Here is a 21,220-nt window from a genome sequence, read left to right as displayed (position 1 = left end):
TCACTATTACATTAATAACTGCTTTACTATCCATTTCTTTGTTTTTCTTGTAACTATTTTTATTACAACTTAATAATATCACACTTCTACAGGATACGCAACTCAATATATCGATATTTCTGAAACTTGTCCCTTATTCTTGACTAATGAGATAAAATTGACTAGAATAACAGAGTAGACATGCTGGTATAGCTCAGTTGGTAGAGCAACGCATTCGTAATGCGTAGGTCGTAAGTTCGAATCTTATTACCAGCTCCAGTGAAGAATGCCTATACAGTGCCGGTTATGATGACTTGGCACTGTTTTTTTATGCCTTAATATAAATAGCCATCGCATTACATCAAAGTACGATGGCTTGACTAAGTTTAATTCACAAAAAATAAAAGCCGTGCAATACGCTGCACGGCTTTTTATTATTACACATCAACGATTACGTATTCAGATTTTGTACCGGTTTTAAACTGGAGCGCCCAGTCGGAAATACCGGATGTAACGATGAAGTTTGTATTTCCACGTTGTTCCATACCATAGAGGCGGTCATTTTCGCCCAGGTTGAACCAACGAATCAACTGCATAAGTGGAATCATCTGACCACCATGTGTGTGGCCGGACAATACGAGGTCCACGTTGGCGTTTGCTTCCGCATCATAATCGCGCGGCTGGTGATCCAATACGATCATGTATTTGCTCTTATCCAGCGGCTGAACCAGGTCGGCCATATCGGCACGGCTGCCGCCGAAATCGAATTCAGACGCATCCTGACGGCCGATAATATAGAAACGGTTGTCTATCAACATGCTTTCGTCTTGAAGAACTACAACTCCGTTTTTCTCTAATTCGGCGACTAAATCATCGCCGGTGAAATCACGCGCGCCACGGGCATAGATGCCTTTATCATGATTACCAAATACATAGTAAACACCATACTTGGTTTTTACATCTTTTAACGCTCTCGTAGCTTTAATCATTTCCGCTTTTGTAGTTCGTTCATCTACAAAGTCGCCCGCAATAATCAATACATCCGGATTTTGCTCTTCAATGCGTTTTAAATGTTTCGCGAAACCGTCCGCATCAAAGGTGGATCCTAAATGGGAGTCACCGAACATGGCGATGCGCAAGTTGCCCACCGGTTTAGACGAAGTTAATGCATAATCCGTCTGCGCCACGTGATTGGCCTGTACCCAGCCGACGCCCAGGTAAATCAAGGTCACCACGATAGCTAAGCCTGCTGAAAAATACGGCGGCATCGGTTGTTCCATAAACTTTTGTGCCAGCACCTTAATTCCATCGGCTACGAGCCAGAAGAAGGTGAGATGTATAAGCACCACCATGGCATTCATGTAAGTCCATGCCATATAAATCACTGCTAGGGGAATAATTATGATGGTCGCACTGGTCAGCCAAGGAAGGATGTGACCGTGCGCTGCCAACGCTGCAATAATAGGCAGCTGTTTAACGCTGTAAATTAAATATAACAGGCCGCTCGCTCCCAACAGGAACACGCCGCCGAATAAAACTAACCAAATCATCATGGTAATAAGGCTCCTCTCTCATAGTATTACTTCGTTTCACGTTTTGTCGTATTCGCCATCACTTCTGTACAACTTCTGATGTAAATTCTGGTCAACTCCAACAACGTGTCTTGTTGTTCTTTCGTAAGTGCTTTTAAAGCTTGTAATTCACAATTTCGCAATTGATTCAACACTTCATTGGCCTTGGCCAGACCTTCTTCTGTAAGATTAACGGTCTTGTTGCGGCGATCTTCCGGCATTTCCTCCAGTTTTACCCATCCGTTTTTCAGGAACGACGTAATCACAGAATTCACCGTTTGCTTCGGCAAGAAACAATTATCTGCGATTTCCTTCTGCGTGCAATTCGGCATGCAGTGTATCATGCCCATTACAGATAGGCTCGTATACGAAAATCCTATGGATTTCGCATAGTCCGCATACGCTACATTCCATTCATGCAGTAAGTTACAATATTCTGTACTCAGCAATTCGTTGTCTTGTATCATTCATATCTCCTATATTTCAATTTATATGCTTACGCTTTCAATCCTTTAACTGATTTATCTAGTAATCGATTAGTCTATATATTTATCTATATACTTGTCTTTATATTTATCTTCTATTTATCGATTGATTAATTATCTGATAAGTCTGATTTCTTAACCGTCCATCTTCGGACTATTATAATTATATCTACTTTTTTAAATATGTCAACGAAATTTGACAATCTTAATCACATCTTCATAAAAAGAGCCCCACATTTACCCTTACCGTAAATATGAGGCTCTTAATTATATAAACTATACTATTACATTACCCGATTACTTGGCCAAGCTCTTCATCCCCGCCCACATAAATTGGAAGAGCGCTTGCTGTGCATGCAACCACTCATCTGTGCGCTGCCAGTTATGGCGCTGGTTAATGGCATACAGACCATGAACACAGAACAAAAAGATTGATTCCGCCAACGACTCGCTAATATGAAGTTCCTGCATTAAAGATTTCACCTGATGAGGGCGTTCTTTTAAATATAGATTGTTAATAATATATTCCGCTAAGACCGGATCCTTAAACATAGGGATGTATTTGGGTTCTCCTGAAATTCGTTGGCACAACGGCAATTGCTCATACACCGATTCATAGGCTTTTTGTAATTCTTCCACAGTTCGTGCCCGTTTTAATACACCTGAAATGACGCCTAAGTTCATAGGGGCCGCATCATTATCCCCTGCGTCTAAAATGGCGTCTTCCAGCAGCTCATCCACTACGTCCATCAAATTAGAATAGTGTAAATAGAAAGTAGCCCTCGTCACGCCGCTCGCTTTACTCAATTTAGATACATTAATAACGTCGAAATGCGCTGTAGTCAGTAACTCTAATAAACCGTGCTTAATCCGATAACGGGTGTACTCTTTACGAGACATAAGAGGTTCTTTCATAATCACACATCCTTTAAATTGACACTTTTATACATTGTGTAAAGTTAATTGACACATTGTCTATATTTGTTATTTTAAATATAGCAAAATTCGATATACTAAGTCCATAGACAGAAACAAAAATTCCAAACTCACTAACATTTTTAAAAATTAACGTATGTATATGAATCAGTAACACATGTATTTAGAAAAGGAGACCTATTATGAAAAAGAAACAAATCGCATCTTTAATGGCCGGCGCAGTTTTGGCAACTTCCGTAGCTTCCGTATCCGCTGACAGCTCTTACGAACACATCCGCAATGCTACCGGCAAATTGACTTACAATAACACAACAATTTTGATTGACCCGTTCTTCGCAGCGAAAAACACATATCCAGGTTTTGAAGGTACATTCAACAGCCAACAAACATTACCTTTAATTGACCTTCCTGAATCCATCGATGAAATTTTAAAAGACGTGGATGCAGTTGTAGTAACTCACACTCACTTGGATCACTGGGATGAAATGGCTGCTAAAACAATCGACAAAAACTTGCCAATCTATGTACAGAACGAATCTGACCAGGCGTTAATTCAGAAACAAGGCTTTAAAGATGTACGTGTATTGAGCGACAGTGCTACATTCAACGGCATTACTATGACACATGCAAACGGTTCCCACGGTACTGATGAAATGTACCAGAACAAAGCCGCTGCTGACCTTCTTGGCGATGCCATGGGCGTTGTATTCACTGCTCCAAACGAAAAAACCGTTTATGTAGTAGGCGACACAATTTGGACTCCTGAAGTAAGCAAAAACATCTCCAAATTCTCTCCTGACGTATTAGTTATGAACACCGGCTATGCTAAGCTTCTCGGCTTCGGCGGCAGCATCATCATGGGCACTGAAGACGTAGGTAAAGCGGCAAAAGTAGCACCTAACGCGAAAATCATCACTGTTCACATGGAAACTGTAAACCACACTGAAGTTGACCGCAAAGCTATGAGAAAATACGTAAACGGCATGCAGTTGAATGACCGTGTAGTTATTCCTGAAGACGGCGAAACTATAAAATTATAATCGGATAACGAGTTATAACTGTATAACCTAATATAACTAAAAAAGCACTTTTAGTACGCATATCGTATTAAAAGTGCTTTTATTTTTTGTTAATTATTGTTAGGTACTTTTGGCGCTTCTTCTTTTTCCAACATTTCCTGCAATACTTTAGTAAATTCATCGACAGGTAATGCACCCGGCAAAGCTACCTGATCGTTTACTACGAAGAACGGAACCGCCTGAATGCCATATTGCGCCGCCAATGCTTCTTCGCCGCGCACCGCATCCTCATATAAATTGGATTCCAATACTTCTTGTACGTCTTCAGCGGAAATGCCCACTTCTACAGCCAATTTCGTTAATACGTCCGCATCACCGATGTTTTGACGTTCTGTAAAGTAAGCCTTGTAAATTAACTCGCTCAACGCATTTGCCATAGCAGGGTATCTATCCTGCGCCAACTTCGTAATACGATGTGCATCAAAGGTATTTGTCGGCTTTGCTTCATCAAAATGGAAATCTAAACCGATGGCACGTCCCATCAAGTTGATGCCGTTAATTTTGTCCTCTGCAGCTTCTTTTGAAATGTTAAACTTATTTACAAACATCTCTTCCATAGTCTGGGAAGATTCTTTCGCCGCTACCGGATCCAATTCAAAAGCCTTCATAGTAATTGTAATCGGCGTAACGCTGTCCACCTTTTTAATGGCCGCTTTTAAATGATTTACCCCGATATAACAAAAAGGACATGCATAATCCGACCAGTATATAATTTCCATAGTAATTCTCCTTTAACTCTATTCGATAAACAGCACATGTAGCCCAACTGCTACACGCTCATGCCTTGCGCATAGTTAGTATACAACTCAGTATAATAGCCTCCTGCATTGAGTAGCTCTTCGTGAGTGCCCTGTTCTACAATGCGCCCCTGGTTTACTACAAGTAACAGGTCCGCATCGCGAATCGTAGACAATCGATGAGCAATAACAATGCCCGTACGCCCCTCCAGGAGTTGCGCCATGGCTTTTTGCACTTCCACTTCCGTACGCGTGTCCACGTTTGCCGTAGCTTCATCTAAAATGAGTACGCTCGGATTCATCAAGAAAGCGCGGGCAATGGTAATCAGCTGGCGCTGTCCTTGTGACAAGTCGTCAGCTCCGTTTTTCAGCACCGTGTCATAGCCTTGCGGCAAGGTGCGAATAAAATGGTCCGCCATCGCCAATTTAGCCACATGAATAATTTTATCACGACTGGCATTCGGCTTGCCATAGGCAATATTATCCGCTATCGTGCCTGTCATAATCCATGTATCTTGCAGTACCATTCCGATAGTACTGTGCAAGCTTTGTCGGCTCAGTTCACGTATATCGGTGCCATCCAGACGAATTGCGCCGCCTTGAATTTCGAAGAAACGCATAATCAGGTTTACGATGGTTGTTTTACCGGCTCCTGTAGGTCCCACAATCGCCACCAGGCTCCCCCCGGGAATCGTGAAACTTACATTTTCCATCAACGGCGCGTCCGCCGTATAACCGAAGCTTACATTTTCAAAATCAATGCGCCCTTCCATAGGCACTGACGGTGCCGCCGTTCCTTCATCCACTTCGCGAGGTCGATCTAAAATCTCATACACACGGCCCAAGGCAGCCTGTGTTTCCTGAAACTTTGTCAAAATATAGGAACTTCGCGAAATCGGATCTGAAACCTGCGTTACATAGAGGAAGAAGGCTTGAATTTCACCGATGGAAATCTGCCCTCGAAGCACGAGCAAGCCCCCTTGAATGGCTACCAGCACATAACCCAGCTGATTCATAAAGTTTACCATCGGCATAATAATTTGACCGAGGAAGCCGGACTGACGTTCCCGACGGAACAAGGTTTCATTGAGGCCCTTCAATTTTTCCGTCATAATTCCTTCTAAGCCAAACGCTTCCACAACAGCCTTACCGGAAATGACTTCCTCCACGCCGCCGTTAAACGCGCCTAGAGCTTCCTGATTGCGCAGGTAAATACGCCGTGCCCATCTGGATGTGAGCGTCAGGCAGAGAATCCCCACCGCAATAACGCCGATAATAATCATCGCCAACAGCGGGCTGATAATAATCATCATCGTAAGGGCCCCTACAATGCCGATAAACGACGATATGAGCCCCGGAATACCTTCGCGCAATGTTTCCCTTACCGTATCTAAGTCACTGATCAAACGGCTCAGCAAATCGCCGCGATTACGGGCGCCCACATAGGCCATCGGCAAATGGTACAGATGGTCGCTCAAGCGATCCCGCAGTGCCAGCACGAGGCGTTCCGCCACGCCCGACATAATATATTCGCCGATGTACGTACATATTGCATGCGCTCCGTACAGGGCAATCAACGTTAAAATCAACGTATCCGAAGCATCAATGATGGCCGCAATGTGTTCACCCGTAGACAGGCCGTGAACGATGGCGTCCACAAAATGGCCCAACAGTCTCGGTGCAATAACTTCAAAGAGGGCCGCCCCCATGAGCACCACAACCAGTACGCCCAGGCAAGTCCATTCCCGCTTTGATTCTCGTAAAAATCGTAAAAATACACTCATAGGGCCACCTCTTGTGATGCCACAATCTGCTTGTAAATCGGACACTGTGCCACCAGTTCATCATGCGTGCCGAAGCCCACGGCCCGGCCCTGATTGATAACAAGAATGGCATCCGCTTTACGTGCGGCACTCACCTTCTGCTCTACCGAAATAAACGTGCGATCCGGATTTTTTTGAAGTTCTTCATCAATAGCACGGCGCACTAACTGTTCCGTCGTACCATCCAGCGCAGAAAAGCTGTCATCGAAAATGAGCACTTCCGGCTCCCGCACCAACGCACGGGCCATGGCCAAGCGTTGACGCTGGCCACCCGACACATTCGTGCCGCCCTGCGTAAGCTCGTAATCGTACGTATTCGGCAACTGCGCGATAAACTCATCAGCCCCCGCTAAGCGGCAAGCTCGTTCAATTTGTTCCCGACTCACATTCAGATCTAATGAGGATATGTCGGTCGCCGCACCATATGCCACGTTCATGGCAATGGAGCCTGTAAATAAATAGGCTTTTTGCGGCACGTAGCCGATCTGTGAACGTAACGTCTCAACCGGCATATCATAAATACTTTGGCCCTTAAACAGGATTTGCCCTTTTTCGATAGGGAACAGAGCCAGCATAAGCTTCGCAATCGTGCTCTTGCCGGACCCGATATCTCCCATGATTGCCAAATGTTCTCCCTTATGGAGCGCAAAGGACACGTCCTCTAAGGCAGGCTCTTCCGCATTATCATAGCGAAACGTTACCTGCTTGAACTCCATAACAGGCATATTCTTAATATCAGTATTCGACTTTTTAGTATTCGGATTTTCAATATTCGGTTTTTCAGTATTATCACTATTCTCAGAACCTTCTACCGGTTCAATACGTTTCTGTTCCGGCGATTCGTACTTCAAGATTTCCTGAATACGCTGGAAGCAAATCATGGCTTCCGGCACATCGAGGAGCACGAAAACTGCCATAAGAAGGTTCAGCAAAATGAGCGTCGCATATTCGATAACAGCCATAATGTCACCGATTTGCAACACGCCATCACTGACGTTGTAACCGCCCACCCACAAAATTACCACGGTACTGAGGTTGAAAATAATAAGAATACTCGGCAGGCCGATAGCATACGTACGGGACAGGCGAATCGATTTGTCCGCCATATCTGAAAATGCGGCCACTTCATTAGTATGTTCATCATCGCTGCGGTTAAACGCGCGAATAACAGCCATACCCAAAATATGATCGCGCACCAGATCCGTAATCGCATCCAGCTGAAGCTGCACCGCTTTTACAATCGGCAACGCCCGTTTTTGAATAGCCCCCATCAAAGAGACCATGATTATAATAAGTGCTAAAATTACAAAGCCCAGCTCTGTACTCTTATAAAAAGTGAGGCTTAAGCCGCCGATAAGCATAATCGGCATGGGCAAAATTAAATTAATCCCTTCAGACAGTACGGACTGTATTTTTTCCACGTCTCGTGTAGTTCGCATGAGCATCGTACCGGTGCCGAACTTGGCAAAGTCCGTCAAGGAAAATGCCTGCAACGCTTCAACCAAATCTTGTCGCATGGCGAAGCTGATACGCGCTGCAATGTGCGAGCTCATGTACACCGCCGCCAAAGAGGCCACAACGGTAAAAAATGATGCCAGGAGCATGGAGATGCTCAACGATCCGATGACATCAATATCGCCGCGGAGTACGCCGAGGTTAATAATATCCGCCGTCATTGTCGGTACAAATAGCGCCGATGCCACATGAACCAGCGACAAGAGCCCGACCAGACAAATACTGCCTATGAGAGGCTTTAAATATTGATACAACTTTGTACTTACATCCTTTCTAACGAATTTTCAAAATGGTTACTGTTAATACCATTCCCGGTTTCATAAATAATTCGGTGTTCAAAATTCGGAGTTTCACAAAAAAATCCCGGACACTTGGAGCATAAAGAATTTGACTTTACAGACCTCTCGTGACCGGGAGTTTTATTATAAGATTTAACGTATTGTTAAATTACAGCAATTGTTTGGCAACGTCCGCTTTTACTGCTAAAACGCGGGACAAGAACGGAAATGCCGCTTTCATTTCATCGAAAACAGGGCCTTCTGTAATGAAAGATGCCTTGCCTTCTACGCGGAAACCGGTACCTTGGTAACCGTTAAAGCCTTCCACTTCGCGAGCACCCAAAGTAACGATAACGCGATCGTTTACAGCAATGTCCGCTTCGGAGCTTTTCATGCCTGCTGCAGGAATTAAAATTGTATCTTCTTTAATCTTTAAGTAAGAATTCCATGTATTTGTTACATGCGCTTCATTGTTGCTCCAAGTCGTAATGGATACAACACCTTCATACTTTAATACTTCAAAAAATTTATCAGGGAACATAGTCCACCTCCATAAAATTCAATTCAAAAAGCCAAAATATAGTCTTTAAAACTCAACCATTCTGTACTTAACAGATATATCCTATCTCTGAAATTTTCCGAAATATTCTCGCCAAAAATTTCGATAATCCATGGGGTCGACTTCAAACTTTTATATTCAAATTTTTCAATTTAGTACAAGCTAATTATACCACATATATCGAAAAATATATATGAATTTTATGGTTTAATTTTAGTTGAATACATATAAATTTTATTTCAGAATTGAATTTCCCACCGTCACAGTGTGTCCATTCGTATGAATATTGCGGTTTGTCTTATCCTCATTATTCAGCTTAGACAATCGGGAGTCATCCGTTACATTCCAAACGGAATCTTTTGAAAGAGTGAGTTCCATTTGTTTAGCCTGTCCGTCACTATTAATAGCGCCTGTATAATTCGTTCCGCTCATTTTTACCTGCACTTTGCTCTGACTGTCGGCCTTAATATCCCCAGTGAGTGTCTGATTGGTCGTCTTTAAGGAAAGCTCCGCACCCTTGCGTCCACTCTCTCCCCAAGGACCGGCCCCTACGTATGCTAATGTAGCGCTGTTGGGCATGGAAATCTTCGTATTCTCCAATGTCACCTGACTCTTCGTGTTATGAACTGTCAAGAGAGGACCTTCACCTTGCAAGGAAATGTCGCTGTCTTTTACAGTTAACTTGGCCACGCCGTCTTTGGCAATGCCCATATCGCTCTGATAAAGCATGAAGCCCGTGTTCCCTGCGCCGGTCAAACGGTCCCTAGTTAATACAACTTCACTGCGACCTTCAATCATGGCGATTTCACTACGCGCAGCCTGACCGGTACTGTTCGTCAATGTCACCGCATCAGTGGTGTAAATCAATGGCGATACGGTTCCTTCTGTACGCAAATTTACACCGGTTACGTTCATAATGCCGCCTTCGCGATCAATGGCCAATGCCGGGCTGTAGTTACCGCCGGTGCGCACGGTTCCGCCATTAATATCCATACGACCTTCATACGCCACATCGAGGCCGCGTGCGTAGGCTCCTTCAGTGGCAACTGTAACGGATTGACCTTTAAGGCGTGACTCTTTACCGCTTACCACAATGCCGGAAGCACCGGTGCCATTCGTAGAGATCTGAACACTTTTAATCTCGCCCTGACTGTATGGGGCAATCAACAAGGCCGCATTACGGCCTCGACTGAGGCTCTTTTCAATGGCCGTAGAATCTCCGGTTTTAACAAGGGTCGCCCCTTTAAACGTACCCTTGCCTTTCTTCTGTACCAGCACAACGTTTTGGTCCGCTTTATCATTGGTCAGTTCCTTTTTAAAAGTTTGACCGCCGTTAACCACCTTTGTGGCTTTAAACTTATATGACGGATCCACCTTTTTGCCGTTCTTTACATCCTTGTCGGAAGTACCTACCAAACCCAATACCTGGCCCACCAACTTGAATGGGTTTACCGCAGGTAAAGACGGCACCGGAATCAATGTGCCGGCCATAGCTGCGGCCGTTACAGGCATAGCCTGCGCCTCTGTGACCACTAGCGGCGTAGTTGCCAATAAAGCCGCAACCACCAGACGCGTATATGTATGTTTTATTCGTTTCATTATGTTTCCTTCTTTCAATTTTTCCTCAGCACAGACTGCTTGTCACGGCTATTATAGTTATTACAGTTATTACAATTATTGCATTTTATTCCATACTGCCGGTTATTTTCCTTAGCCCTTCAAGCAGACATGACTCTGCTCAAATACATTTAAACTCACTCTATTCTATCAATAAAACAGTGACTTTAATAGGCAAATTGCCTATTTTCATCAGACTCTTATGTGCGGGACAAAATAACATGCTTCATAAGGAGCTAATACTATGAAAAACTAACCGATGAGAAACTAATGCAATAAAAATCTACCACGCAAAAAATCAGTAGGCGCCAATACTCTCCGGAAAAAGAAAACAGCCATTCGTTAGTCGTCGCAAACTCTATCAGTTTAGAGCTTGCACGTCTTTCAGAATGACTGTTTAAAGTTAATTTTAGCTTCCCCTATAGCAGATACGTATAGCCTGCAGACCTTGCGTGAATAGAATCGCAAATTCCTTGTGATAAGTAAAGTCACAAAACCCTTGTAGCAAGTAAAATCGCAAATACTATGGCCGGTCAATATTCCCTTCAGAAGCTTATGGCAGGTAAATGTAACCGCCAGGACCTAATGGCAAGTTGAATATCATCCATACAGCAATGAGGATAATCCAAACGATGGTGAAAGAGAAGGAATATGGAATCATATTCGCAATAACCGTCCCCATGCCGGCGTCTTTTTCATATCTTCGAACGAATCCCAAAATAAGTGGGAAGTAATAGAATAATGGAGATAATGGATTAGTAATGGAGTCCCCGATGCGGTACGCAACCTGTGTAAGGGCAGGGTCGTAGCCTAAAAGCATCATCATTGGAACCATAATTGGTGCCAAGATAGCCCATTTTGCCGAAGCGGACCCGATGAAAATATTTACAATACAGGATACGATAATTAAACCAATAACCAGCGGAATACCTGTAAAATTCCAAGCCTGCAATGTTTCCGCCCCTTTAATAGCCAATACGGCACCTAAGTTAGACCAGTTGAAATAGCTGGTAAATTGAGCACAGAAGAAGCAGAGCAAAATATACGCGGAAATATCTTTGAAGGCCAGGGAAATATCGCCGAACATGTCCTTGTCGTTTTTATATTTGCCCGATGCAAAGCCGTATACGGCACCCGGTACAAATAAAACGATAGTAACCAGTAAAATGATCCCCTGCATGAATGGCGATTTACCATCCATAATGGAACCGGTTTTCGGATCACCTAACACAGGGTTGTCTCCGATGCAAAGCAAGGCAATAATAACCAATGTAGCCAATAGCGACCAAAGTGCAATCGTAACCGCTTTACTCTTCTGAGGTGTTAATTCCACCGCTTCATGGTCCAGTTCATATTTGTCCAAATTATCATTTGAAAAACGCGGTGCCATAATGCGTTCGGTTACGAATGTACCGGTAATACTTAAAAATACACAAGATGCAAATAAGAAGTAATAGTTAATGGCCGGCGAGCCTACATAGTTCGGATCAACGATGTGAGCGGCCGCTTCTGTAAAGCCGTACGCCAAGGAGTCGGACATGCCCAACATAACATTGGCACAGAACCCGGCTGCCACGCTGGCATAAGCGGTAAATACGCCGAGCAGCGGATTGCGCCCCATACCGAGGAAAATCGCACCTGCTACCGGTGGCAATACGACGAACGCCGCATCACCGGCTACGTTGCCGTTAATGCCGATGAAAATGATTACAAAGGTAACCATAGCTTTTGAAGCATCGCCCAGCATTTTCTGCATGAAGGCGGACAAAAAGCCGCTCTTTTCCGCAATACCGGCACCGATAACAGCTACCAGTACCATGCCTAAGGGAGCGAAACTGGAGAAATTCGTTACCGCTTTAGACCACATCATACGGAATCCGTCTACGGATAATAAATTAACAACCTTGATAACTTTGTGAGTCCCCGGATGTACCGCTTGTACCCCCATACTTCCAAATAGAGCTGAACAGAGAATGGTTACTACCGCCAAAATAATAAACAATGATGCCGGATCCGGTAGTTTATTCCCCACAGACTCCACGCCGCTCAGGAATAGTTCCATAAACGACTTTTTCTTTTTTTCTTCAACCTGCGCCATATAATCTCCCTCCTTAGTAAGCAAAAAGAACCTAATCAACAGGGCGTACGATTCGAGGAGATACAATCTGTATGATGAATCTTGTACTTCTATTGACTAGGTTCTCCGCTGAACCTCTATTTTGTTTTGTCTATTTATAGAGAGTTATCCCTTACGACGCGATGTCGCACCTCGCCTCATCATAATGCGTTAAGGCGCTCATGCATCATGATGTTATAAATAGCTCTTTCTATAGAATTCATTATAACACCGAAGATAGTCCTTGTAAATAGGACAATTGTCCATATTAAATCATTTTTATATGGACATGGGACCAAATTCATAAGGGGCAAATCAATTACTGAGCATAAAATGCCTGCCCCGTCATTGCCCCAAAACTCACTCCTATTACGAGAACAAATCGCTGAAAAAGTCCACTACCGCGTCAACGGCTTCCCCGGCAGCTTCTCCGTCAACGCTGTCCGTAAGGTTTTCAGCTAATTCCGTACCGTCAAAGGCATCCGTTAAATCGGACACCATGTCACCGGCTCCATCCACCGCATCGCCGATAAAGCCCCCTACGTTATCCGCCGCATCACTCATAAATTCCCCTACATTATCCGTTGCGTCGCCTACAAAATTAGATACATTATCTGCCGCATTATCAATGAATTCTCCGGCCGATTCAAAAACATTCTGACCGTCAGAATCGCGATAGTTTCTGGCAATGCCGGCCATAGTTGCCCCTAGTGCACTATCAGATATAATAGGCGCCTGATCGACCATGCCCGCCGCATTCGCCGTTGCACCAGTAGCACCGGTCGCTGCCGCAGTGGCATCAACCTGTCCATTATGGAACATTTCATTAACCGCAGCACCTGCTACGCCACCTAGTACACCGGCTGCCACCACAGGAGCCCAGTTGGTGCCTTGCGCGCCATTAGTGCCCTGAGGCGCACTGCTCATCGCATTGCTTTGAAGGCCAGATGCATCTACATTCGCTGTAGTACCGGAGCCGTTATTGGGTCTCATATGACCGGTACCGCCGAAGGAATTAATAGGCTTTGCCGTTTGTTCCGATGTACCCGTTGTCTCCTGTTGATTAGGCTTTGCATTAGCCTCTGGTTGGCCGAATCCATTCTGATCGGCTTCTTTTGCTGTCCCCGCCGCTTCCGGCTGATCAGTTTCCTTTACTGCACCTGCCTGCTCCGGCTGATTCGACACACTCGCCGCGCCGGCCTGTTCTTCACCGTTTGGGCCCGATTTTTCAGAGTCTCCCGGTGTACCGGATTGTTCAGAATTATCATTTTCTTTTATAGTCAAGACACCATTTACAATGGTACTGCGCAATTGGTCCAATGATTCATACAAATGGGCCATGGCACGAAGCACGTCCGCTTCCGCTACGCCTGCGTCAACAGCATTAAGACGTTCCAAGGCTTTACCATAATCAGGCATAGTCACTTGCGATACTAAAATAGCTTTTGCCGCTTCAACAGCTTCTGCCTCTGTTACTGTTAAATGTTTACTTAAGCCGCTCTGAGGCGCTCCGTAATTAGCGGCCTGCTGCCCCTGTTGATAGCCGGATTGTGCCGGTTGCTGTACGCCCTGATATGGCATACCGCCGCCCTGTTGCTGATAATTCGGCTGTACAGGCTGACCTTGTGGTGCCCCGTATGGTTGTCCCTGTTGTGGGTTGTATTGCGGATGACCTTGTTGCTGATTATATGGAGGCTGCCCCTGCGGTCTGCCATAGTTTGGTTGGCCTTGCCAGTTTTGCCCGCCTTGATATGGCTGCGCGCCATATCCTTGTTGCTGATAATTTGGTCCCATAGGACGTCCCGGTTGCGCCTGGTATCCGTAACCGCCCGGTCTGTTCCCACCTTGATAATTAGGTTGTGGCTGAACCTGGTAACCCGGTTGGCCGGAATTCGGTCTCTGTTGTGCCTGATAGTTCGGTGCCGGTTGCCCCTGTTGATATGCCGGTGGTGCCTGATGTTGCTGCGTATTGCCCACATTTGCATTTTCATCCACACGTTTACCGCAATTCGTGCAAAAAACGGCGCCCGGGTTTAATGTGTTGCCACAATTTGTACAAAATTTTCCTGCCATACTCATACGTCCTTCCTCTCTCCTAATACCTATACAGTCCTTTTCTGTAAACAATTTACAATCCACAATAGAACTATTAATTTACTTCTTCATAAACAGTATCTTGATTATTTTATTGCCAAAAACTCTTATTATTATCATACCTTAAACGTCCGATTTTTACTATACAAAGGCGCATAAATCATAATATTATATGCGCATATTATATCATCCATTCTCTAGACGTTCTCATTTATTTTATATATACTTATAGTATGAACTTTTTCATCATTTTTTTATTTTCTGTGTAAAAAATTAGGGATACACAGATAGGAGAGGTAAGGTATTATTATGGGATCATTAACTCAATTCAGACAGCGGCGCTATTTGAAACTGTTTGTATTCGCTGCATTGCTAATCTTAGTAACCGCTTTAGTGGCGGGCTGCGGTCATGACAAATATGTAAAAACCGTACGGGAAGGAAGTTTTAACTCGTATCCGGGCATTAAAATTGGTGATGCATTCGATCAATTCTTTGCGGATGAAGAATGGAAATCCTTTGAAAGCGATAAGGGACAACGTATTGTAGACTTTAAAGGACGACTTCAATATAAGGGCAAAGATGCTGATTTCCACATGCAATTTACCTTATACAAAGACGACAGCTTCGAAGTAGAATATGCAGCGATTAATGACAAACCTTTAAACGGACTGTTCTACGGTGCGTTAATTGAAAAAGTAATGGAAAGTTATGATCCTAAGAAATAAATGATACGGTAATCAACAAGGTAAGAGAGGTTAATAGACATATGAATATGAGAGCACTTACTCAACAACGACGATTTTTAAAAATGATCGTATTCGCCGCATTGCTGGTTTTTGCTACCGCCTTTATCGCGGGCTGCGGTTATGACGAATATGTAACGACAGTGCGTGAAGGCTCATTTAATGCCTACCCTAAGACACCGATTGGTGATGCGTTCGACGATTATTTCAAAGATGGCGAATGGAAGTCCTTTAAGAGCAAGGACGGCGATCGCGTTGTTGAATTCAACGGTGTCGCTGAAGGTCGCAAACAAGACCTTAAAGTAAAAATGCAGTTCATCGTTTACAACGACGACTCCTTCGAATTACACTACGTATCTTGGAACGGCAAATCCGTTGGGCCTCTTCTCTACATGGGCATGATTGATGACATCATGGAAGAGTATAATAAATAAGAAAATACCACTAAAAAACACCGCCGATGTAAGGTTAACCCCTGCACCGACGGTGTTTTTTATTATTTAATTAGTTGATTGACCAGTCAATTAACAGCATCTGCTGATAACAAATAACTAACTGTAAACGTCATACGAGTATACTTACGATTCAGCCTGAGCTTTCAAGCTTAGTATATATTCGTATGCCGTCCTCGCGGATCATAGTAGTCCATAGAGTCAAGGTAGATGTAATCATCTGTTTCATAGGTCTGAATTTCTATACGGGAATCCTTGTATTTAACAACAACGACTTTACCGATTTTATTCTTTTTACCCATTTCCCACTCTAAGTCTTTTGCACGAATATTTCGATTGAAACCATAGTCGGCATTAATCATGAATACGGCATAATCTTCCACATCCATGCCAACAGATTCGATTCGAATGCCTTTTACCGTGCTAATATATTCTTTATCCGATGTGCCACCGAAGAGACCAATGGCTAAGACCAGGAGGATAATGCCTGCCACAACGGCGCCAATGATTTTTTGTGTCTTAGTGAGATTTCGTAAAAAGCCTTCGGCTTTCTGCTGGAATCCGCCTGCAGCAGCGCCGGCTGCCTGATAGCCCTGAGGGGCTTGCTGATACCCTTGAGGAGCCGGTGCACCATATGGAGCTCCATTCACCGGGCCTTGTTGGTAAGCGCCGGCATTAGGTGCCACATTCATCGCCGCACCGCCAACAGGAGCACCACAACTTTCACAGAACGCAGCTCCCTCTACGAGAGGTTGGCCACATCGTTCACAGAACTTATTGCCTGATACCGGACCTTCTGCTACAACCTCCTGGGCCACCGCATCTTCTTGTGCAGTCGCTGAACTCTGCGCACTCTGTGCTTCTGTCGATGCATTTACATCGCCCTGACTGCCTTCGCCGGCAACCGCTTGAACGGGCTCTGACTCAACAGATTCGCTGGCGGTACCGTCAGCACCTTCAACAACAGTCTCTTCCGTTGTAGCGGCCACAGCGGCACTTTGAGACGTAACAACGGCTTCAGCATCGTTACTTTCACTCACTTCACCGGAATCTACTACGTCAGCTGTTGCTTCTGCGGTATCAGTGCCGGCAGTAGTTGCAGTTATTGCTTCCGCTTCTTCATCCACGCCTGCCACGTCAGTTGTGTTTGCTTCCGCTGTATCAGTTGTTTCCACACCGGTTTCAGGTGAAGCTATTGTATCAACAACATCTTTCTCTACTTTTGCTCCACAGTGCTCACAGAACACGGAATCGTCGGCAATCTCTTTGCCACAGGTTTTACAAATCATTTAAAACACCTCTCCTCTATATGATATATATTTATCAAATATTATATCTTATTTTTGACCGGCACGCCAAATATCATCGGCCTCCCATGTAACGGCTCCCGGCGCCTGAATAATCGACGCGGTCAACATGGCCTGAGCCACAACACTTGTAGGCATCGGTCTCCGCTCTTTCATGAGACCCATTTTATTAAAAATCCCCAGCGCCTTTAGCATAACCTTCTCGCCTAAGCGATCCGTATATTCTCGAATCAGCGCCGGCGGTTTTAAGATTGTAGTCTTCGTAAAATGCAGCTGTTTAATGGCTTCGTCCAGTTGGCCTTTCATACGTAAGTAGAATAAAGGGGATTTTTCGTCTGCACCGACAGAGGAAATAATGATGCAATGCGACACGCCGTTCGCTTTTGCCGCCTCAGCCACCTTCAATTGGTAGCTGTAATCAATCTTCCATTGCCCCGCCTTGTCACCGGCCTCCTTCAACGTTGTACCCAAGCAAGAGAACAGTACATCACCGGCTACCAAGTGCTGCCATGTATCTTCATAATCAAAATTTACAATGTAAGTTTTCAGTTTACTGTGACTCACACCGGGATTATGACGCACCAGTATGGTCACTTCGTCAAAACGCGTATCCTGTAAAAGTAATTTTAAAAGGTCGCTTCCTGTTGCGCCTGTAGCACCTATAACAACAGCCTTCATACCGTACTCCTCTCTGCTAATATTCAACTTTGTTATGTAAAATCTCATATACATAGTAACGGCTCACTTCGAGCCATAAAACTCCATATTAATAAATTTCGCTACAGGTGCTGAAAACTCCTACTGCACGGCCATACCTAAATCTCATTATTCCATACTTGTTTGTAATTTGTAGTGCGCCACCTTCAAACAGACCTTATTACGCAATATAGGGCCATAATACTTCGTTGACCGAATATTTGAAGAAATATCCTGAAATTAAGCCCTTGCGCCTTACAAGAAATTTACCCTAAGCCTTGATTTGTTCTAAAAAAAAGGGTATTATATTATAGTACAATTTAACATGGAGAGGTGTCCGAGTGGTTTAAGGAGCTGGTCTTGAAAACCAGTGACTCCGCAAGGGGCCGTGGGTTCGAATCCCACCCTCTCCGCCATAATAACAATCATTTTCCGTATTAGTTCGCATGAGTTCGCAAGTAGCATTATAATTACATTAACAGCTATCTTGAATTTCCGCATTGGTTCGCATGAGTTCGAAGTAATAGGCAAAAAAGCGGAATAATTACACTTTTCAAGATTAGAATTTTATTCCGCCAAAATCACATAACAAATAGCCCTTAACCTTTGCGGTTAGGGGCTTTTATCGTTTACATATATTTAATTTTTTAACACCACTATAGCAAATAAGCGACTTTTCACATTTCGAAAAGCCATTTTTTATTTCATAGTTTTAAATTTGGTGTGCATTTTTGGTGTGTGTTTTGAGTCATAACTAATTTTTCCATATTATAGACTCATTCTAAAAATCCTCTTTATACTTATTATTACCCTCTCACTTTAGGTTTCATTTTTCGTTAAAAAATATTCAATTCGCTGATATTTGCGCTTTTTTGCCTTAATTTACTTCAATTTTGCCGTTTAGTGTGATACCATATAAGTGAGAAGAGGAGAGTACAAAGGTCTCCTCCATATGATACAAAACTGTATTCATATGGTTAATAAGTTACTGCAATACACCCTCAACTTTCCCAAAATAAAACATTCCCTTTTCAGTGATTGTAGCTAAAACCAATCTTGCTTTTTCTATATCATCCATCATGGTTTCACCTCCTTTCTTTGAATCGATCATAGTAGAGATTAAGTATTGCGGTGACTTTTCATAATAAAAGGCCCACAGAGTCAATTGGCTCTGTGGGCAATTTTTTATTCTTTTCTTATCATTCAATCGCGACCCATTCGAGACCTTATAGTCTTATCGACTATGGTCCGTTTTCTTATAGTTCAACTTCGCGATGATCTGCATCGAGTATGTATTTAGCAGTTTTTGCATTGAGGACTTGTTCCGCTTTTTCTACAACAAAGTCCAATGCGTCTACAAGAGCCTGTTCCCGTTTAGGATCTACCAATTCAATAACGAGGAATGCATTGCGCGTTTCAGGGGTAATCATGGTACGCGCACCGTCGCGCCAGTTGAAGCATCGGCAAACGGCACCTTTATCATCTTTGTAGCACAGTTCGCCCGGCAAAGTAGGATTATTTTCCTCTTCGCCGATCAGGTAAAACTCATCGCCTCCGTCAGTAATGGTGAGCTGCAAGTCGCCTTCAAAGGTATCCATATCTTCAGCGCCGCAAGGCAATGCATAACACAAGCTGGCCGCATTGTAAATATCTACCAGCGGATTAATACTGCCTACAGCTTTTTCACCTTGGGAACGTTTCAATAGGTTTTCAATACTGGAGCGCACGCCTTTTTTCGTTTTAAACTTTTTATACGCCTCACGATACACTTTTACTACATCGTTATCGCTGAATACCGGTTCTGTCAGATAGGCTGCCGCCATTTCATTGCTCTCTTTCAGAAGCGTTTCAAACTCCGGCAATTGTTCTTGTAAATTGTCAAAATCCTTCAACGTAATAACTCCGATTTTAGCTTGTGGAAACAAATTCCAAAATGATTGATCAACAATAAATTTACCCATTTATGGCACCTCCTAAAAAAAGAAGCATGCTATGCATATCTTCAAAGACCTAATGATATGCACAACATGCTTACGCACACTACCCGGTGGCAGTATAACAATGTGAAATTATAAGAAATCGTTTTTCCATAGAATGAAGCTGGCAATGAGCGTCACTACTACAGAAATACCGATAACGGCTTCAAAGCCGCCTCCGTCGCCCCATTCCTGGAACGGTACCGGTACGTTAACCCCCCACAAACTGAATATAACAGTCGGCACGGCTAAAATAATTGTCACCGATGCGAGAAGTTTCATGACCATGTTCAAGTTATTGGAAATAATGGATGTGAATGCGTTCATCATATTCATGAGAATGTTCGAATACATCTCAACCATTTCAATAGCCTGTTTATTTTCGATAATTACGTCTTCCAGTAAATCTTCGTCCTCTTCATACATTTTCAACAAATGGCGCACGTCTTCATGACGGCGAATACGCAAAATACGCTCCATTACAGTACCATTTGTTTTGAGCGCTGAAGAGAAGTACGTCATGGATTTCTGTAATTCCAACAATTGGAAGAAATCCTTATTTTTAGTGGTATGACGCAGTTGAACTTCAATGTCGTCCGAACGGCGGTTAATTTGTTGCAAATAACGCAGGAACAATGTAGCCGTGCGATACATGATTTGGAATAAGAAACGAGTCTTTTTAAATGTATAAAATGTGGCGACCTGTTTATTTAAAAACGGATACAGCACTTCCGACTCTTCCAAACATACAGTTATAAAGAAGTCCGGCGTCAGGAAAATCCCAAGCGGGACCGTATCATATATATCGCTACCGCGTAGGGCAGGAATGTTAATTACGACGAAAATGTAGTCATCTTCGATTTCCACGTGCGAACGTTCTTCCATATCCAAAGCAGTCTTTAGAACATCCGTAGGGATTTCAGTCATCATATTGACTAGTGCCAGCTCATCGGGGTCCGGATTCACCAAATTAATCCACGAGCCTTTTGTTGCATCCGCTACTGTAGTGTCGGATAACAATGCACCGTCTTCATGTTTGTATACCGTGAGCATACGCCACCTCCCATTCATGTCTTAACTATACTTCATCATATCTAAGAATTGCAGGGTTAGTCAAGTCAATGTTACGCTCCATTTTGTAAAATTTTTGTAGGAATTATAAATGATTTTTCTTATTAAATGGACTTTCATTTTTTCTTTAAATAAGCAAAAAAGTGTAGGAAGTACAGAATCAAATGTCCTTCCTACACAAACTT

General features: G+C 43.6%; 17 protein-coding genes and 2 tRNA genes. 5 read left to right on the top strand and 14 right to left on the bottom strand.

What is annotated here, in order from left to right; translation table 11 throughout:
- Positions 1-182 precede the first annotated feature (182 nt).
- A tRNA-Thr gene (locus KHZ77_RS04015) sits at positions 183-258 on the top strand.
- A gap of 158 nt (positions 259-416) precedes the next feature.
- Here KHZ77_RS04015 and KHZ77_RS04010 read toward each other — a convergent pair.
- From KHZ77_RS04010 to KHZ77_RS04000, 3 genes are all read right to left on the bottom strand, one after another.
- Complete coding sequence (locus KHZ77_RS04010) at positions 417-1,532, bottom strand: metallophosphoesterase (protein ID WP_295195961.1); 1,116 nt, start codon at positions 1,530-1,532, stop codon at positions 417-419.
- Positions 1,533-1,558: 26 nt separating this feature from the next.
- The gene (locus KHZ77_RS04005) at positions 1,559-2,017 is read right to left on the bottom strand and encodes a MarR family transcriptional regulator (protein WP_295195959.1); all 459 of its coding nucleotides are present in this window, start codon (positions 2,015-2,017) and stop codon (positions 1,559-1,561) included.
- Between the two features lie 315 nt (positions 2,018-2,332).
- Positions 2,333-2,950 (bottom strand): TetR/AcrR family transcriptional regulator, encoded by a 618-nt coding sequence (locus KHZ77_RS04000; protein WP_295195957.1) that lies wholly within the window; start codon positions 2,948-2,950, stop codon positions 2,333-2,335.
- A gap of 203 nt (positions 2,951-3,153) precedes the next feature.
- Here KHZ77_RS04000 and KHZ77_RS03995 point away from each other — a divergent pair, with 203 nt between their 5' ends.
- Positions 3,154-4,011, top strand: coding sequence for an MBL fold metallo-hydrolase (locus KHZ77_RS03995; RefSeq protein ID WP_295195955.1), 858 nt, complete (start codon positions 3,154-3,156; stop codon positions 4,009-4,011).
- Positions 4,012-4,100: 89 nt separating this feature from the next.
- Here KHZ77_RS03995 and KHZ77_RS03990 read toward each other — a convergent pair whose 3' ends face one another.
- From KHZ77_RS03990 to KHZ77_RS03960, 7 genes are all read right to left on the bottom strand, one after another.
- Positions 4,101-4,769: a DsbA family oxidoreductase gene (locus KHZ77_RS03990; RefSeq protein ID WP_295195953.1), complete on the bottom strand. Its 669-nt coding sequence runs from the start codon at positions 4,767-4,769 to the stop codon at positions 4,101-4,103.
- 50 nt (positions 4,770-4,819) lie between these two features.
- On the bottom strand, positions 4,820-6,571 hold the full coding sequence (locus KHZ77_RS03985) for an ABC transporter ATP-binding protein (protein ID WP_295195952.1): 1,752 nt from the start codon (positions 6,569-6,571) through the stop codon (positions 4,820-4,822).
- Complete coding sequence (locus tag KHZ77_RS03980; RefSeq protein ID WP_295195950.1) at positions 6,568-8,379, bottom strand: ABC transporter ATP-binding protein; 1,812 nt, start codon at positions 8,377-8,379, stop codon at positions 6,568-6,570. Before KHZ77_RS03980 ends, KHZ77_RS03985 begins: the two co-directional genes overlap by 4 nt.
- 193 nt (positions 8,380-8,572) lie before the next feature.
- A complete protein-coding gene (locus tag KHZ77_RS03975) occupies positions 8,573-8,944 on the bottom strand; it encodes a pyridoxamine 5'-phosphate oxidase family protein (protein WP_295195948.1) in 372 nt (123 codons plus the stop codon).
- Between the two features lie 252 nt (positions 8,945-9,196).
- Positions 9,197-10,561 (bottom strand): hypothetical protein, encoded by a 1,365-nt coding sequence (locus tag KHZ77_RS03970; RefSeq protein ID WP_295195946.1) that lies wholly within the window; start codon positions 10,559-10,561, stop codon positions 9,197-9,199.
- Between the two features lie 571 nt (positions 10,562-11,132).
- On the bottom strand, positions 11,133-12,677 hold the full coding sequence (locus KHZ77_RS03965) for an AbgT family transporter (protein ID WP_295195945.1): 1,545 nt from the start codon (positions 12,675-12,677) through the stop codon (positions 11,133-11,135).
- A gap of 387 nt (positions 12,678-13,064) precedes the next feature.
- Positions 13,065-14,768 carry a zinc-ribbon domain-containing protein gene (locus KHZ77_RS03960; protein ID WP_295195943.1) on the bottom strand — a complete coding sequence of 568 codons (1,704 nt, stop codon included), beginning with the start codon at positions 14,766-14,768 and terminating at the stop codon, positions 13,065-13,067.
- Positions 14,769-15,098: 330 nt separating this feature from the next.
- On the opposite strand from KHZ77_RS03960, the gene KHZ77_RS03955 reads away from it, so the two are divergent.
- Positions 15,099-15,515 (top strand): hypothetical protein, encoded by a 417-nt coding sequence (locus tag KHZ77_RS03955; RefSeq protein WP_295195941.1) that lies wholly within the window; start codon positions 15,099-15,101, stop codon positions 15,513-15,515.
- A gap of 41 nt (positions 15,516-15,556) precedes the next feature.
- The gene (locus KHZ77_RS03950) at positions 15,557-15,967 is read left to right on the top strand and encodes a hypothetical protein (protein WP_295195939.1); all 411 of its coding nucleotides are present in this window, start codon (positions 15,557-15,559) and stop codon (positions 15,965-15,967) included.
- A 170-nt stretch (positions 15,968-16,137) separates the two neighbouring features.
- Here the strand turns inward: KHZ77_RS03950 and KHZ77_RS03945 are convergent, their stop codons facing one another.
- Positions 16,138-17,274 (bottom strand): zinc-ribbon domain-containing protein, encoded by a 1,137-nt coding sequence (locus KHZ77_RS03945; protein ID WP_295195937.1) that lies wholly within the window; start codon positions 17,272-17,274, stop codon positions 16,138-16,140.
- 48 nt (positions 17,275-17,322) lie between these two features.
- A complete protein-coding gene (locus KHZ77_RS03940) occupies positions 17,323-17,970 on the bottom strand; it encodes an NAD(P)H-binding protein (RefSeq protein ID WP_295195935.1) in 648 nt (215 codons plus the stop codon).
- A 345-nt stretch (positions 17,971-18,315) separates the two neighbouring features.
- Here KHZ77_RS03940 and KHZ77_RS03935 point away from each other — a divergent pair.
- Positions 18,316-18,404: transfer RNA gene (locus KHZ77_RS03935), tRNA-Ser, on the top strand.
- Positions 18,405-19,244: 840 nt separating this feature from the next.
- Here KHZ77_RS03935 and KHZ77_RS03930 read toward each other — a convergent pair.
- Together KHZ77_RS03930 and KHZ77_RS03925 are read right to left on the bottom strand one after the other, a co-directional pair.
- Entirely contained in the window at positions 19,245-19,949 is a 705-nt protein-coding gene (locus tag KHZ77_RS03930) for a B3/4 domain-containing protein (RefSeq protein ID WP_295195933.1), read from the bottom strand.
- A gap of 108 nt (positions 19,950-20,057) precedes the next feature.
- The gene (locus tag KHZ77_RS03925; RefSeq protein WP_295195931.1) at positions 20,058-21,017 is read right to left on the bottom strand and encodes a magnesium transporter CorA family protein; all 960 of its coding nucleotides are present in this window, start codon (positions 21,015-21,017) and stop codon (positions 20,058-20,060) included.
- Positions 21,018-21,220: the final 203 nt, after the last annotated feature.

The organism is Veillonella sp. (genome assembly GCF_018364065.1).
In the GTDB taxonomy this organism is placed as follows: domain Bacteria; phylum Bacillota; class Negativicutes; order Veillonellales; family Veillonellaceae; genus Veillonella_A.
The sequence above is the reverse complement of the archived record's forward strand: the minus strand, read 5'-3'. Positions and strand labels throughout refer to the sequence as shown.